The organism is Pirellulaceae bacterium (genome assembly GCA_029243025.1).
Classification (GTDB): domain Bacteria; phylum Planctomycetota; class Planctomycetia; order Pirellulales; family Pirellulaceae.
The window spans coordinates 1-16,211 of record JAQWSU010000060.1 but is presented as its reverse complement, the minus strand read 5'-3'; the positions used below and the strand labels follow the sequence as shown (position 1 = coordinate 16,211).

The window sequence follows — 16,211 nt, the reverse complement described above, 5'->3', positions numbered from 1 at the left end:
CCTATCAACGTAAACGTAACAACAATTTGGGCCTCAATTCTTGAGCGGACGTCCGGTCGCTAACATGTGTCGAATTCTCGCGATCGTCTGAGGCGTTTGCACAAGTCCCAAAAAAGCCTCCCGTTCGCGTTCAAATAGTTCGTCCTCAGTTAAATACGATTCTTTGTCTACTGCTGAATCGCAGAGTATCTTGGCGAGGGCGTGTCCAACAGTCAAATCGTGCGGGCTAATCTGTTTTGCATCGCGCAATTCCTCACACCGCTGGATCAGCGGGCCGATGTGGGTGGGCACAAGCCGCTTTTGGACCGGTGGTTGATAACCGTCAATCATTGAAATCACACGGGTCTTCGCAGCCGCCAAAACACGATCTCGATTCATAGTGAACTGATCAAGAGCACGAAACATTTTCAGAGGCATCGCTTCGAGAGGCGAAGAAGCTGTCACCCCGGCAGCAATTAAGTCAAATACTCTCTGCTGAGGCGGAATCCCTTCATCGCCCTCAACCTCCGACCAACGGAGCAGCAGCTCCTTGCATCCTCCTCCAGCCGGAATCAAACCCACTTTTGTTTCCACCAAGCCAACGACTGTATTGGCATGGGCCTGCAAAACGTCGCAGTGCAGCAACACTTCAAAACCGCCGCCGATCGACATTCCCGCGGGCGCTCCAACGACGGGAAAGGATGAATATTTCATTCGTTTGCAAGTCTGCTGAAAATCGCTGAGCATCGCTTCGATTTCTGACCATGCTCGTTGCTCAGCCCAATCCAGCACGCACTGCAGATTTACCCCGACAGAAAAATGAGGGCCTTCGTTGTAAACCACCAATCCACGAAAACGAGTTTCGACAATCGACAAAGCCTGGTCCAGCAACGACATCGTACGGGAATCAAGCGAGTTTGCTTTCGTGTGAAATTCGAAGCAAGCAACGCCATCACCGAGATCCCAAAGTGTCGCCGCATCATTTGTAATAATCGCCTCGGTCGTCTTGGCCACATCGCCCAGTCTTATTACACCAGCAGGTCGCTCCACGTCTCGGTAACTACCATCGATCGTCATTTGTTGCAGTCGACCACGATTGGCGCGATACATCGGTTGACCGGCAGCCACTTGTAGCAATGGCGGCACGACGAGACCATCCTGCTCGATTCGTTCGCAAAACCATTGGGTCCCGAGCAAATCAATCATCCCAAACGGTCCGTGAGTCCAACTGAAGCCCAGCTTCATCGCTTCATCAATCGAAACCAACTCGTCAGCCACATCCGGTACCAACGATGCGGCATAGACCAAGGTCCGCGACAGAACTTCCCAAGCGAATTGACCGGCAGGATCGTCGCGCTCGACCAACGCTCGCAGGCCGCCTGCTCCCCCAGCTGCCATGGCTGGCAGTTGGGGTCGGATGAGCGGACGATATTCCTGCCGCTGCAGGTCAAATACTTCCGCTTTTCGACCATCGGTCGTCTGTCGCGTTCGATAAAAACCGGCTCCCCGTTTATCGCCCGTGTGCCCCTGCTCAACCAAAGATTCAACCGCCGGGCAGTCGATCCATGGATGAAACGCGTCATCAGCCGCAAGCGTGTTCCGCAAGCTTTCCAACACGTCGAGCATCAAATCAAGTCCGATCAAATCATAAAGTCGAAAGACACCCGTTTTTGGCATGCCCATCGGGCGCCCCATCACGGCATCGGCGACTTCCGGAGCCAGCTCCATCCGAACTGCGGTGGCGATCGCACATTGAATCGCAAACAAACCCACACGATTGCCAAGGAATCCGGGCGTATCCTTGCAGTGCACGACCCCCTTGCCTAACTGCAAATCACAACAAGCAGTCAGTCGTTTTATCACCTCAGGATCCGTCGCTGGTCCAGCGACAATTTCCAGCAACCGCATGTAACGAACGGGATTGAAAAAATGCGTAATACAGAAGTCCCGCTGCAATTCAGGTGGCATTTCCTGCGTCAAGTCACGCAGCGGAATGGTTGACGTATTCGAGGAAACGATCGTGCCCGGACGCCGATGCTCCTCAATCTCAACGTATAACTGATGCTTGGCATCAAGCCGTTCGACAATCGCCTCTGCAATCCAGTCCACTTCAGAGATGCGATGCAAATCGTCTTCCAAATTTCCAATTTCGATTTGCTCGATTACTTCGGGCGTCATCAAGGCAGGAGGTCGCGACTTGCGAATGCGTTCCAGTGATTGCTCGGTAATCTGATTACGATCAGTCGAACCCGACGGAACAACATCCAACAAGAGAACGGAAATTCCGGCGTTGGCCAGGTGACTAGCAATGCCAGACCCCATCGTCCCAGCACCAATCACCGCCACGCGTTGAATCGGTTTCATAAAAGCCTGATATCTTCATTGAAACAAGGAGGGGGAAATCCAAACTCCCGCCTCAACAAAAGCCGTTGAGACCTGCGGGCGTGGATCATAACGCATCTCTCAGTGCAACACCACGAGTCCTGATTGAGCAGTCGGCAACCCTATCGCCAAACGAAACGTGAAACGCCCCTCCATTCCGACAAGAAACACGGAAGATGACAGCTTGATGGAAGCGGATGAAAATTAACGATGGCCAGCGATCTTAATGAATCTCTGGGCACGTCATTCTCCAATCCGCATCGGTTTCGTCAGCGAGGCAAAAATAAAGGCCGTGAATCGCCTCAACCATACGGCGAACATGATTTGGATCAATTCGCAGCATTGACTTGTTGGGACGGAGAGAGTGAGGCAACGCCAACTCCCCAAACCAGCCCACCCCACAACTGCAGATCCGGTCACTCTGTCGTCACCCACTCCACCACAGAGACTAAAAACCAGCACCGGAATGCGATGCCCAGCCATCGAAATGAACGCATTTCGAATCGTCTGCGATTCCGGACAGAGAACCCTGTGGACTCAGACGTTCCATGCGGCCTCGGCCCAAGGCCAGCGAGATACGATTGCGGAAACAAAGCGTGTGGATTCCTCCCAAAGCATGCCAAGCATGGGACCAAACGAACAACAGAACTCACCTCGAATCAACCGCAGCAGCCTTTTATTTCCAACGATCCTTTTCCAAGCTGGGCCTCCAAGAATGTCCGTTTTCCTCAGAACGGTACAAGGCAATACAATTTGCACGAATTTCTCGTCGACAAGACAGTTTACGAGAAACAATTCCATTAAAACGGTCGATCGACGTGTAGCAGCAGGTGGAATACAAGTCCGCGACCCTCGAACTCAAAGCCTATTTACGGGTTAAAATAATTCAAGAAGGTCGACGTCGAGCGATGAGAATCTCTAAAACTGCCCACTTTTAAGTCGATTTGAGGAACCATGGAGCCAAAATGAACCCGGACGGACTCCGAACGTATTCCACTACAATGCGAACAGCCGAGCCAGACGGTCACAAACGACTCACCGGCTCACAAATCACCTCGAAATATCAGACGAAAAAAACAACAAGAATAAAATGATACTCCGCTTGGATTCAGTTCGCCTGGCACTGGCCGAATTCGTGCTGTTATTCGCAGCAATCGGAATCGGCTGCAATTCCCAGCAGTCACCGAATGGTGCCATGGTCGATCGCTCTCAGACGCGGAGACAAACAGACGACCTCTTGGCGAACATGCCGCTCCCCATGCTTCGTTCGTTTCGACTGACCGCTGATGATCCATCCTTGGATGGCTGGGACTCTGAGGACATCAGTCGACGGGGCATGCAACAGTTAAACGAACTTGGGGAGATAATCCTCGGCAAGTCCACTGAGCAGGATTTAGAATCAATCGCGACCTCTGAGGCACGTTGTTCTTCTCTGTTACCCACCGATTTACCCGTCGTATTTCGCGATGATGTATTTGAAGTAAGGCGTGGTCAAACATCAGAAGCATTACCCAACAGTCAATCCCTTCCGACAGGCATCAGTAACTTACGTAATTTGGCCGCGAAATTGGACAACGTCCATTTCAAATTCAAACTGTTCCGAGTGGATCTTCAAGCTGCCGCGCCATCGACGCAACAGTATTTCCATTTGAGTGGTCAGAACTCCGAAGGGCGTCACGAATACAACGCAACTTGGGAGATTGATTGGACGGCCACAGAAAAAGGCAAGAAGCTGAAAATCGAATCGATACGGCTGATTGATGTCGAACATGTTTCGGCGAACTCGTCGATCGGCCAACCGATGCTTGTCGACTGCACCTCATCATTAGTGCAGGACTGGCCGATCTACCAAGAAGCCTTACTCCGCAACATCGCTCATTGGCACCCACGTATTGAAGACAATCACGGCGTCTACAATTTCGGCCATCACGGCCTTGCAATTGGTGATATTAACGGTGACGGACTCGACGACATTTACATTTGTCAGACAGGCGCGATCCCCAACCACCTGCTCGTCCAGCAGGAAGACGGTACCGTCCGTGACGAGGCTCAGGCGGCATCTCTCGACTATCTCGACAACACTCGGAGTGCTTTGTTCATTGACCTCGACAACGACTCCGACCAAGACCTTGTCGTTGCCTTGGCAAGCGGAATTATTTTCTTGGAAAATGACGGAAAGGGTCGATTTCAGGAGCGAGCAAAGATTTCGAGCGTCACCCAGGGTTTCTCGATGGCAGCTGCGGACTACGATCTGGACGGTTTGACCGACTTGTACGTTTGCGTTTATTACGGACCGAAGGAATCGATCTCGAATTTACCTCTCCCCCTCCCTTACTTCGACGCGACAAACGGCGGCAGCAACCATTTGATTCGCAATGATGGTAACTGGCGATTCTCCGACGTCACTGAAGCGACCGGACTCGACCAGGACAATCGCCGATTCAGCTTCGCATCTGCTTGGGAAGACATCGACAATGACGGCGATTCCGATTTATTGGTCGTCAACGACTTTGGCCCAAATCACCTTTACCGGAACGATGAGGGCCAATTCAAAGAGATTGCCAAGCAGGTCGGGCTCCTCGATGGTGCCTTCGGAATGTCAGCTAGTTTTGGCGACTATGATCATGATGGCCAAGCCGACCTCTACGTATCCAACATGTTTTCAGCAGCTGGTAATCGAGTCACCTTCCAGCCCCGTTTCAAGTCACAATACGACGAAGAAACTCGGGCCAAATTCCAACATTTGGCCCGAGGGAATTCGCTATTCCGAAACCTCGGTAACAACCGCTTTGAAGATGTGAGCGTCGAAGCGGGCGTCACCATGGGACGATGGAGCTGGGCGTCTCAATTTGTGGATATCAACAACGACAGCTGGGAAGACCTATTAGTCACCAACGGCTTTATTACCGGCGAGTCGACCGACGACATGTGAAGCCTGCTGTGGCGACAGGTCGTGTCGCGTTCGCCCGTTTCCGAGGAACAATTCTCAGCAGCAATCAATCCGGAATCAGTCTATCGTCGCAACCTCAAAAGCCTAAATGAGCTGATGAGCCAAGGTGGAAGTCTGAGCGGTCGAGAAGCCAACTGCGCATTCCTGAACACCCAAGGCAAGCGTTTCGCCAATATCGCATCGATCATCGGTTTTGATTTCACCGATGACGCACGAGGTATGGCGGTGTGCGATTGGGACGGCGATGGGGATCTTGATATTTGGACCAGCAATCGGACGGCTCCTCGAGTTCGGTTCCTCAGCAACCAAACCCCCACGCAACATCATTTTATCAGCCTCCGGCTCAAAGGGGTGAAATGCAACCGCGACGCCATCGGTGCGACCGTTCGGATACAACTCGGCGAAAAACCGCTCCTCAAAACTTTGCGAGCAGGTGAAGGCTTCCTCTCGCAGTCAAGCAAGTGGCTTCATTTTGGCCTTGGCGACAACGAGACGCCAATTGACGTCGAAGTACGATGGCCCGGCGGTGAAACGCAGATGTTTACGAAACTCCAGCCTGATCAGCGATACCATCTGATACAAGGAGAGTCATCCGCGATCGCCGATCACCGCCAAGAGCGACAGCTGAAGATTCAAGCCACAGATCAACCCGTCCCGAGTGAGACTCCCCGCGCCAGAATCTTACTTTCCAATCCCATTCCAGCAACTCGGCTACCCTACCGACAGTTCGACGGAAAGACACGCATCATTGATCCCGCCGTACAGGGCCCGTTGCTGGTGAACCTCTGGTCAACCACCTGCCTCCCCTGCCTCGCTGAACTGGAAGAGTTGACACAAAACGCTGAAGCAATCCGGGCGGCCAAAATCAATATTCTTGTCCTGGCAACGGACGGCGCCGCGCCGCGCTCAGGTAAGCGGCCTGCAAGCCAAAAAATCCTGCAGGAACTTAAATTCCCCTTCGACGCCGGGCTGGCCACCGATGAACTATTTACCCGTGTCGGATTGATACGCGACCTCAATTTCAACGTAAAGGCCGACATTCCCGTACCGACCAGCCTCCTTTTCAACCAAGCTGGCCAACTGGCTGCGATTTACCACGGCCCGGTTGACAGTCAGCAGATACTCGCTGATGTCCAACACCTCGCTGATTCCCCCAGCGATTGGAAAGCCTATGCGGCAAGATTCACAGGCAAATGGAACCGCTCCCCATCAAATCGAGCCTCGCTCGATTTACCGCGAGACCTTCTGACGCGAGGGTTTACCGAGGACGTCTTGGCCTTTACGCAAACTCACCTTGAAACACTCAAGACGCATAGTGATTTTTCAAAAATACTCGTCTGGCTAGGCGATCAATTAATTGAAGACGGTAAGCTCAAGGATGGTCTCGATCAGTATCGGCAAGCCTTACAAGTAAACCCCAACGATCTTATTGCGTTAAATAATTTCGCATGGCAGCTGGCAACAAATCCCCGCGATGATATTCGCAACGGTCAAATGGCAGTCAAAATGGCAACTCATGCTGCCAAACTCACGCAAAACAACAACCCGGGTTTACTCGATACCCTCGCAGCCAGCCTGGCCGAAGCGGGTGACTTTTCTCAAGCCATCGGAGTCAGCAAGCGAGCAATCGAGATCGCAGAACGGTCGGGCAATCTTCCGTTATCAGGACGACTACGAAGTCGTCTCACTCTCTATGGTCGCGGAGAACCCTATCGCAGCCTCTAACAGCGATGTGGTTTTAGATAAAGCGATCGACCGGAAGGAATCGGGGCCGACTGGCATCCTGTACAACACCGAGCAGTCGAAAACGTCACCTTCCAACCCAAATGAAAAGTTTCTGGCCGATGCCCTGCGGGCTATTCTTTCACCTAATCCTCAAGCCAATCGTTGCGCGCCACTCTCATTTATTGGATTCGGTCGGCTCCAATAGAATTCCCACGCAAAGCTGAAATCCAGCGCAAATCAGGTTCTATCAGGAGACCGCGAATTCGGCAGCCTCGGAGAGGATCCGATTATAAGGATCGAAAGGATTTTGGAGCTAAAGACAGTCATTCGTTTTTCCCCACGAATATCGAAGAGTTTGATCCTCCCTAATGAACGACTCAAATCGGTTTTAGCACAATCGACACTCGTCCGATTCGTTTTTATTCTACCGGCGCGAGCGTGTCTGGTTATGCATGTTCAGATGATTTTGTTGACAAGCTCGCAACAGTTGCGCCGATGAACCTTTTTGTCACTGTCGATAGTCTCCCATGTGATGCATCAATGAAACTCAAACTGCCAATCGAAACATTCAACACCATCTCACGAAACAGATCGGTTGTAGTCAACACACAGATCGCACCTCCCTGAGTTTCCGAGTACGAAAGGGCGAACTCATGCAACGTTTCAATCTCCTGCTGATTTTCGGCATCTTGCTAGTGGGGCAATACGGATGCGGATATCGCCTAGGTTGCTACCGGGCGTGTCGTCCAACCTGCTGCGAGAGTATCTCTCATGGCCAGCTATCTTTCTGCAAGGTCAATACCGAACGAACTCCCCCAAAGTCCGCAAGAATCCCTATCGCCCTCCCTACGCCGCCCTCAGAAGTCACCGCGCCGAAGGCAGCACCGATGCCCCCGCCACTGGTGACTCCGAATCGCAAACGGAACGAACCCACTCCCGCCGACCCAAGTACCGCTCCTCGACATGGTTTTGACGTGGCCCAAAAGCCCGACTTATTACAATTGAACCAACCCGCACCACCGCCAAATCTCTATTGACGAGCCTTCGGAAGAATTGCGAGAATCAGGAATCGTGAATAGGCCTTCTCCAGAGTAGCAAGCTATATTTGGCGGGGCACTCACTCATTTGACGCGTTGTTTGATAGACGCATGAGGCGTTCCCCCCATCAGGTGGTGGTTTCGCCGGTTTCTGATTATCAGAGCCGGTCTGTGAAAACGACAAGGTAGTCGTGATTCAGAATATCTCGTCTTTGAGAAGGGAGGCATACCAATGCCGATATCCGACACCCAAGCTGGGATGATTTCCTCGCAAAATAAAACAGCGGTACCTGTCGCGAGGGATACCACGAGAACCGATAACGACGCACTGGAAAAGCAGATCGAACGGATTTCCCAGCTCGAATCGCTTCTTTCGGAGTTATCTGAGGCGGATTGCAAAGGCCCTTCCGACGATGATGTTGTCGATCGGCTGCAGCGCAGAATCGACGAGCTCGAGAACATGCTTCGAGAACTCGCGTCGCCGGACGCCTGGGCTTTAGCTTGGGCCCGTGAGCATGAACCGTGGAATCGCATTCGCAACGTGCTCGATAGCCATTCCAACTAGCCGTTCGTGTCCGGAAGCATTGATTTCACGTCAGCCCACGAGCCTCAGGTTGCTGCACTCACTGCAGGAAGGCAGCAACCTCGACGCAAAATGGCGGTCTTCGGTCCACGAACGAACAGAGCCCGCCGGATGGTCGCCAACGCCAATGACTTCAAACAGGCTGACGTCTCGTCTGTCATTGGGCAAAAAACAGCTCGCGTCTATCCGCCTTAAAAAGTCTCACCCAAAAGTCTAGACGGGTCCGCCCCATCGAAACTAGGCCGCGTGCCGCGTGCCTCCGAGCCCCTTGCCTGACGACTCTCGATCTCGAACGATCCGATCGTAGATCCTTCGCAGCTGCGCAACGTGAGACTCAATACTCAATCGCCCTTGAATCCTCAAACAGGACTCGCTCATTTCGGCTCTCGTTTTTGTGTCCGACAGGTGATTAAAAGCAGACAGAACCTCAGCTGAACTGTCGGGCGATGAGACGACAATTCCGGCCCCGTCCCGCAGAATTTCACTGGCGCCATTCATCAAGGTGGTAACCGACGGAACCCCGAAGCGAATAGATTCGAGAATCACTCGACTACACGGGTCATACCAGGACAACAACAAACAGGCATCCGCAGCGCAAAACCAGCCGGCAATATCTTCGTCGAACTCAGCGAAAACCGTTGCGTCGGCACATCCCAGCCTGGTAGCCAATCGCTGATATTCAGACGTCGATTCTCGTCCAATCACAACCAGTTTCGCGGACGATCGCCCCCGCTGGACTTTCAGCCACCTCGCGAAAGCCACTAACGTTTCCCGCACTCCCTTGCGACGAAAATCATTGGCCGGCAATAACATCATCAAATCGTCATCGTTTAACCCAAGCCGACGACGGCGATTTTGTCGAGTTGCCTGCCAATCCGAGGGGCGGACGCAAGCCACGCCATTGTAGACGACATTGACACCTTTGATCCGGTCATAGTAACGAGCCACCTCGACGGCAACCGCTTGACTCACGGGCAAGCACAAGACTGATCGATCTCGCATCACCTGCTGCTCTAGCCCCATCAAGTAGTTACGGTATGAATTAAGGTGCCAAGCGAGCAAGGCTCCTCCGCGACTCAATAAACCGCGACGCCGCAGTGCCGCAGCGCGTAATTCTGGAAGCGTCCCGCTACGGATCTGATAGACGTCTGCCTGCGGAACAGGTAACATCGCATGCACAATTTCGAACTTCTTCGCTCGAATCAACTTTTGCACATCCACAATGAAGCCTCGCAGCCGTTGTACCCGCGAACCAGAGACCGGGCCCAAACGCTCGACTTTCATCGAGGAGTCTTTTACCGCATTATCCTGACAAAGAATGGTGATCTCATTGCCTTGGCGTTGAAGCGTCCGCGCGATTTCCAGCGTCGACCGCTCACGACCACCTCGTGATGGATCAAGACGCTCGATAGCAAATGCAATACGCAAAGTTCACCAGACACAGATGGACCGGGGCCCCTCTTGGAAAATGCGGTCAACAGGAAGATTCGGAGCCTCAGAAGACGCTAGCAAAGAACTTGGACTGCGCCCTCTTTGCACTGATCTTATCGCTCGCCGACTTTTGCTTCAACATGGATATTCTGGCGTTACAGTTCCTTCAGACAACTGATAAGATTCTCGCTCATTCTGAGCAAAACGGCGCTTAAACTCTGCATCGATTGGTAGTCAGCTGATGGAGATCCTTTGCTATCGCAACGTGCGAGTTCCCAGCACAACAGCCCACTCGCTTTACGGCGTTCGCTCTTGTGCCCTACTCAGCCATCATGTGCCCGTGCAAATGATCGCCGCCAATGGTCACTCTGCATTTTCCCTGCAGGAGCTGTACGGGATCAATTTAAAGAATTTCCCCAAATTTCAGCTTCATGCGCCTCCCATTCACCACAAGGGACTTTCCAGCATATGGCGAAAACAGCTTGCCAAGAGATGGTTAAATCAGGGCAAATCTCGCACCCGCGTGGTTTACGTCTCACAGCGCAAGTGCGCTCGCTTCTTTCAGCAACTACGACGTAGCAAGCCAACCTCCTTTTTCTTGCTGCTGGAATGCCACGATGCAGATTTTGACGACGGCTCCGAATTGCTGGCTGCGGACGCTTTGATCTTCACTTCCGAGTCACTTCAGAAGGAAATGGTTCATCGCTATCCCTTCATCAAGTCAAAGGCCCAGCGAGTCTCCCACCACAAGATCAATACAAAGATCAACGCAGCCACAATCCCCCCAGTTGGCTCGAACAACATCCAACGCGCGATGTACGCCGGCAGCATCTTGCCGTGGAAAAACCTGGAATTATTACTGAAAGCACACACGCTCCTTCCCACCAACTTCCACCTGGAAATCATAGGCGGCGCACCAGAAGACGAATACCGCCAACAACTCATCCAGGACGCGATTAAATTGGGTATAGCAGATCGCACGACATTCACACCATTTGTTCCCATGGGGCGGCTACCCCAGCTGGCCAATCAGAGCCACGTGCTGGTGGCAACACTTGCTGCAAAAGAACAGCTGCGAATGCCGTTCAAGTTGCTCGACTATCTGTCATGGCAACGACCGGTCATCGCCCCCGATCTGCCTTGCGTCTCAGAACTCTTGACTCACGGTTGCAACGGCCTGCTTTATCAGGCGGATTCACCGAATTCACTCGCAGAACAGATCCGGATCGGATGCAATTTGTCCTCCGAAGAAAAATACAGAATGGTCCAGCAAGGACAAGAAGCCATTCGACCATTCTGCGAAGAGAGCTGGGCAATTGACTTTGTCGCATGGGTTCGATCGCTGACGAGTGAATCGTCCCGCCAAAGCGCCTAACCTCCCCATAAGATGGCGACACGGTTCGACTAAGCCGCGGCTTGGCGCCAACGCCCGCAGTGCGATTCCACAAACGCTTCATATTCAGCCGATACCACAAGAAACCCCTCATCAACCAGAGCGTCAACCCCTTGGAATTCGCGAGAAGTTTCACCCTTTAAGGTCAGCAGAGAATTTTTCCGCATCGCTTTGAGATAACACGCATATTCTTTGGAGCCGTTGTGATAGTTCTGTCTTTCGACAGCCATTTTACATTGCTCGACAAAATCACGATGGAATTTGTAGTGACGCAAGACGCAACTGATGTCGGCAACGCGAGCAAATCGACATTCATGAGCGGAGAGGGGCGACTGGATCGCCCCTTTCGAACGAAATAAGAGTGGCATCTTTGTCAACGCCGGAGCTGTCGCCATTTGAAACTTATCCTCACGGACCCCGCCAGAGAATCGCAGAATTCCCGAATTCGCAAATCGATTACCGGCGCCGCGGATCGGCGAGTGCAATCGCAACCTCGACAAATCGTAAAAGCGACTTTCTTGTTCCAGCAGGTGCCCATTCTCGGACCAAGAAGCAATAGGCCCCGCAGGAAACAAATCTAGCATCTGGCTCATCACAGCGGTGTAGCCGTGCAGGTTGAGATAAGCAAGAAACTGCGACATCAAAATCCGTGATGACGCGGGATAATCAAATCGCTCGTCAACATCTGCAATCAAACACCAACATTGCAGTCCGAATCGATCCAAGAAATACTGCTTGAATCCGTACTTGTACACCGGATAGGGCAGTCCTGTCCGCAAGACTGTCACGCCATCCCAACTCAGAGCCCGCTCCATCGTGTCATCAACGGAACCGTTGTCCATAATGACGATATGGCGGGCTCCAAGCCGCTGATAATAATCGATGAAGGAATCAACTTGATAGGCCGCATCGCGCACCAAACAACAAACCACCAGATCGGTTTCGTTCAAGCGACAGTTGGAACACAATCGCACGACTTCAACGTCGCAAGAAATCTTAATTTTCTGCACAGACGGGCGAATGTATCGTGTATAGGCCCTTACGACTTCCTTCCGCAAGCTGAATGACATACCACAATTCCTTTGAGTCGATCCGAGTTTATTGTGTCAGAGTCAACAAGCATCCTGATGGCAGGCAGAGCGACTGACGTTGACCTAGCTTAGCGTTTGACTTATCAATTTAAATTCTGTTTGAAGACAGGCTCGATGCCTTCGCAGATATTCGAACTTCGCAAAAGCTAATCAATAGGACATGGGGCAACAATATGAATTAGCATGGCACCCAAAGTGCTAGCTGACACTGTCCCCTTCCTTTTCTTACTGGAAAGTCATGAATCCATTCACTGACCGTATCCATCGAATTCCACGCATTTGGTCCAATCAGACCCTCGATCAAATCGCACACCTTTTCGAGGGAGACATCGTGAACGTAAGCGCGTGGAAAGACAAGGACAAACAAGGTCGCGAATACCGTGACTACTTCGAAAATGCATCCAGCTATACCATCACAAATTTCGACGCTGACAAACGCGGTTTCCAAGGCCAAGAGGGTGAGATCTATCTCGATCTAGAAGCCACTCTCCCCGAGGAATTGGAAAGCCGCTTTGACACCGTGTTCAATCACACGACACTCGAACATGTATTCAATATTCAGCAAGCGTTTAGTAATCTGTGCAGCATGTCGCGGGATACAGTTGTGATCATCCTGCCATTCCTGCAACAGTATCACTCGAATTACGGTGATTATTGGCGATTAACGCCACTTGCCATCCAGAAACTCTTTGAACGTCAGGGATTCGAGCTGATTTATCAAGACTTCAATCGCCATCGAGCCTCCTCCGTCTACACATTATCTGTCGCCAGCTGTAAACCTGAGAAATGGGAAGGCACCTTCGCCGACTGGAAGTTCGATTATCGTGACCCACATCGAAGCGGGCACGAAGCTTTCATTGGCTGCCAAGCGATTAGCAACCGAGCCTTTCGCTTTCGAAGTTATATCCAACGAAAGCTCCGCTTTACCTCAGGAGGTCGCCGATCAAAGGCAGCCTAAACAATGATCCTTTACGGCTCTTCTATTTCGATCAAACAGTCGATGCGTGAGACGAAAACTTCCGATTCCAAAACGTTCTACCAGGTCAAACGGCATCAGTCAGCAACCCGTATTGCAGCCTCCCCTTTCGCACGCTCCGCGCCCGATCACCACGCGATGCGGGCTTTCTAGTCACGATTCGCAACGCAGGTCGTTTGGACAACTGACCGGGTGGAAACGGAATGACTGCGAGCGTCGATCACCTCGGTGACTCACAATTGTCAAGCTCCGCTTACCCCACGACAATGCAGCGGGCGTGCCTTCCGCGGTATCTGATAGGTATCGACCAATCAATCGAACGAACCGCGGGCATCAACCGCGGGCATCAACCGTGGGCATCATCGATCTCGAATCTCGCCGTCAGAGGATTCGTCGATTGGTAACTGCTACGCTATAGTGAGCCCCCTGCCCACGTGTTCGACCAAGAAAATTAACGAGATGGCACCAGATACCAGCGAATCAGATACCAGCGAACCAGATACCAGCGAACCGAAAAATTCTTCCAGCTCCAAGACGCCTGAACTACCAGGACGACTTGCGGGGCTGTCTGTCTGGCGCCAGGTCTTGGTCCTGGCCATTTGGCCGCTCATGGAACAGTTACTCGGATTTCTGGTTGGCTTCGTTGATACCGCGATTGCTGGACGGCTAAGCGTCCAGGCCACTGAATCAATTGCGGTTGCGGCCTATATCGGCTGGCTGATGGTGCTCATGTATGGAGCGGTCGGTATCGGTGCGGCCGCATTGGTCTCGCGTGCGATTGGCGCACGCCAGCGGCGTTTGGCAAACAAAGCGTTGGGACAAGCGATCGTATTCGGTTTGGTAGTCGGTCTTTTCCTGACCGCATTTCTACTACTGACTGCCGATTTAATCTCGGCCTCCATGAACCTGTCCGATGACAGTATTCAGATGGCAGCCACCTACTTACGAGTCCTAGCGATCGCAGCCCCAGCCAGCGGCGTTCTGTTCGTTTCGAATGCTTGTCTCCGCGCCTCCGGCGATACCAAAACTCCGTTCCGAATCCTTGCCGTTGTCAACCTGATCAATGTCGCTTGTAGCTTGCTGTTTGTATTCGCTTCCGCACCCCTGGGTGGATACGGGGTGCACGGTATTGCCGCCGGGACGGTAATTGCCTGGTGTGTGGGTTCGATTCTGGCTGTACGTGCACTTCGCAGTGGCAACTCCCCGCTTCGACTTGGTTGGGGCCGATTGCGGCCAGAGCCGAAAACCATGCGGCGGATTTTACGCATTAGCACTCCACAATTCCTCGACTCTTTGACGATGTGGACCGGTAATTTCTTGATCGCGTCGATCGTGGGTTACATCGGAAGAACGAGTGAACCAGGAGCTCTAGGTGCTCACGTGATCGTGATTCGCATCGAAGCGATCAGCTATTTACCCGGTTGGGCGCTGGCAGTTGCAGCCGCAACACTCACCGGCCAGTACCTGGGACTGGGAGACGTGCAGCGAGCCAAACAAGCAACCTCTTACTGCCTGCTGATCGCGGCCATCACGATGGGTAGTATGGGACTGATTTTTATGCTGGTCCCCTATCAGTTAGTGCGTTTGATCACTAGCGAACCAGAATTACTTAAGATGGCTCCCCAACTTTTGCGCATTTGCGGGCCTGCACAGGTATTCCTGGGAACGGCAATGGTCTTCGATCAATCGTTGCGAGGAGCTGGAGATACGAGAATGGCAACGCTGATTGTCGCCGGTTCAACCATCTTCATCCGCCTACCCGCTGCCTACATCGTCGGTGTCGTATATGACCAAGGGGTGGCCGGCATTTGGGTCGCTATCTGTAGCGAGATCACGTTTCGCGCAATCGTGTCCACAGCCTATTATAAAAGTGGACGATGGACACGAGTGCAAGTTTGAAAAGGCCAAACCTGCTTAAGATGGGCCGTCGTGTTGACTTTCCTGATCAGCTGCTTCTTCGCGTTCGACCTCTTCAATCGCTTTCATGACCAGCCGAGCTTCTTCGGGTGTGAGCTTTTGAGAATCCTTGCGACCGTTCGATAGTTCTTGGGACATCGCATTCTTCCTTGAAAACGAGCAGTTAAGTTTTCAACAAGACAGACAAGTGCAAAAAGTGAATGTGTGAATTGCGAGGAACGATAGCGAAAGTTAGCGCCAAGGGAAAGACAATTTCCGCGGTTGAAACGGACAAATCCAAGCAAGCTGGCCGATCCAGGCATCCGATCGGAGCCAATTTTTCGCTGAAAAAAACGCTTTTGCGAACAAAAACCAATGGATGCTTCGACCTCGAAACACCCCTATTCACCCCACTCCACCTGCCTTTCTCACAGAAATTACTTGATTGCTTAGAAGTTAGCTTTACAATGCGGAGCTATGGGCTGCTTTCCGACTAATCGGCAGGCAACCTTTTGACCAATTTTTTGGAGAACGCTAACGAAGGCATCTGGTCTCGACGTTGTGCTTAAACCCCAAGACGAGGGTTCTGGCTCAATGTGAGATTGGGTGCCTTTTTTTTTTGCTTATTGAGCATGCACCGAGGTGAAACAATGAAGAAACTTATCGCCCTTGTCGCGGTTCTTGCGTGTACGGGATACGCGTCGGCCGAGACGATTAACATCAACAACGCCAGCTTTGAAGCGCCAGTGCTTGATCCGGGTGGCTGGA

At 52.2% G+C, this 16,211-nt stretch carries 11 protein-coding genes; 7 read left to right on the top strand and 4 right to left on the bottom strand.

Translation table 11 applies throughout. The features are described 5' to 3' along the window. Positions 1 to 33: 33 nt before the first annotated feature. On the bottom strand, positions 34 to 2,343 hold the full coding sequence (locus tag P8N76_28795; GenBank protein ID MDG2385701.1) for a 3-hydroxyacyl-CoA dehydrogenase NAD-binding domain-containing protein: 2,310 nt from the start codon (positions 2,341 to 2,343) through the stop codon (positions 34 to 36). A 1,108-nt stretch (positions 2,344 to 3,451) separates the two neighbouring features. On the opposite strand from P8N76_28795, the gene P8N76_28790 reads away from it, so the two are divergent. From P8N76_28790 to P8N76_28775, 4 genes are all read left to right on the top strand, one after another. Continuing rightward, the gene (locus tag P8N76_28790; protein MDG2385700.1) at positions 3,452 to 5,293 is read left to right on the top strand and encodes a VCBS repeat-containing protein; all 1,842 of its coding nucleotides are present in this window, start codon (positions 3,452 to 3,454) and stop codon (positions 5,291 to 5,293) included. Between the two features lie 21 nt (positions 5,294 to 5,314). Continuing rightward, on the top strand, positions 5,315 to 7,036 hold the full coding sequence (locus P8N76_28785; GenBank protein MDG2385699.1) for an ASPIC/UnbV domain-containing protein: 1,722 nt from the start codon (positions 5,315 to 5,317) through the stop codon (positions 7,034 to 7,036). A gap of 887 nt (positions 7,037 to 7,923) precedes the next feature. Further along, positions 7,924 to 8,073 (top strand): hypothetical protein, encoded by a 150-nt coding sequence (locus P8N76_28780; GenBank protein MDG2385698.1) that lies wholly within the window; start codon positions 7,924 to 7,926, stop codon positions 8,071 to 8,073. Between the two features lie 232 nt (positions 8,074 to 8,305). Beyond that, positions 8,306 to 8,638, top strand: a complete 333-nt coding sequence (locus tag P8N76_28775; protein ID MDG2385697.1) for a hypothetical protein — start codon at positions 8,306 to 8,308, stop codon at positions 8,636 to 8,638. Positions 8,639 to 8,893: 255 nt separating this feature from the next. Here P8N76_28775 and P8N76_28770 read toward each other — a convergent pair whose 3' ends face one another. Next, a complete protein-coding gene (locus P8N76_28770; GenBank protein ID MDG2385696.1) occupies positions 8,894 to 10,084 on the bottom strand; it encodes a glycosyltransferase family 4 protein in 1,191 nt (396 codons plus the stop codon). A gap of 244 nt (positions 10,085 to 10,328) precedes the next feature. Between P8N76_28770 and P8N76_28765 the strand changes: the two genes are divergently transcribed. Beyond that, positions 10,329 to 11,462, top strand: a complete 1,134-nt coding sequence (locus tag P8N76_28765; protein ID MDG2385695.1) for a glycosyltransferase family 4 protein — start codon at positions 10,329 to 10,331, stop codon at positions 11,460 to 11,462. A 29-nt stretch (positions 11,463 to 11,491) separates the two neighbouring features. Here P8N76_28765 and P8N76_28760 read toward each other — a convergent pair whose 3' ends face one another. Continuing rightward, on the bottom strand, positions 11,492 to 12,550 hold the full coding sequence (locus P8N76_28760; protein MDG2385694.1) for a glycosyltransferase family 2 protein: 1,059 nt from the start codon (positions 12,548 to 12,550) through the stop codon (positions 11,492 to 11,494). Between the two features lie 259 nt (positions 12,551 to 12,809). Here P8N76_28760 and P8N76_28755 point away from each other — a divergent pair, with 259 nt between their 5' ends. Together P8N76_28755 and P8N76_28750 are read left to right on the top strand one after the other, a co-directional pair. Further along, positions 12,810 to 13,529, top strand: a complete 720-nt coding sequence (locus P8N76_28755; protein ID MDG2385693.1) for a hypothetical protein — start codon at positions 12,810 to 12,812, stop codon at positions 13,527 to 13,529. 477 nt (positions 13,530 to 14,006) lie between these two features. Further along, on the top strand, positions 14,007 to 15,446 hold the full coding sequence (locus P8N76_28750) for an MATE family efflux transporter (GenBank protein MDG2385692.1): 1,440 nt from the start codon (positions 14,007 to 14,009) through the stop codon (positions 15,444 to 15,446). A 15-nt stretch (positions 15,447 to 15,461) separates the two neighbouring features. On the opposite strand, the gene P8N76_28745 is transcribed toward P8N76_28750, so the two are convergent. Next, complete coding sequence (locus tag P8N76_28745) at positions 15,462 to 15,602, bottom strand: hypothetical protein (protein MDG2385691.1); 141 nt, start codon at positions 15,600 to 15,602, stop codon at positions 15,462 to 15,464. Positions 15,603 to 16,211: the final 609 nt, after the last annotated feature.